This window comes from Undibacterium sp. TC4M20W (genome assembly GCF_049340245.1).
Classification (GTDB): Bacteria; Pseudomonadota; Gammaproteobacteria; order Burkholderiales; family Burkholderiaceae_D; genus Undibacterium.
In genome coordinates, this window is sequence record NZ_JBMPPI010000097.1 from 1 (window position 1) to 255 (window position 255).

General features: G+C 53.3%; 1 protein-coding gene. It reads right to left on the reverse strand.

Annotation, left to right across the window (positions count from 1 at the left end):
- Positions 1 to 255, reverse strand: a 255-nt coding sequence (locus tag ACO0LL_RS30440) for a transposase (RefSeq protein WP_422954554.1), incomplete at both ends; no start/stop codon positions are given.

Genomic DNA, 255 nt, shown 5'->3' on the forward strand with positions numbered 1-255 from the left:
TCCTGCGCAAAATACGCTGCCGCCTTTTTTACGATATCTCGCTCCATACGCGTTTCTGCCAGTTCCTTGCGCAGTTTGGCAACTTCCGCTTCCAGCTCTGGAACTGTACGGCTTCCAGGTGCAACATTGGCTGTTTCACCACCCTTGGCTGCATTCACCCAACCAACTAAAGTCCCTTTCGGAATGCCTATCCGCGATGCCGCTTCTCCCAGTGTCATCCCTTGCGCCAAAACAAGCTTTACGGCTTCTTCTCGC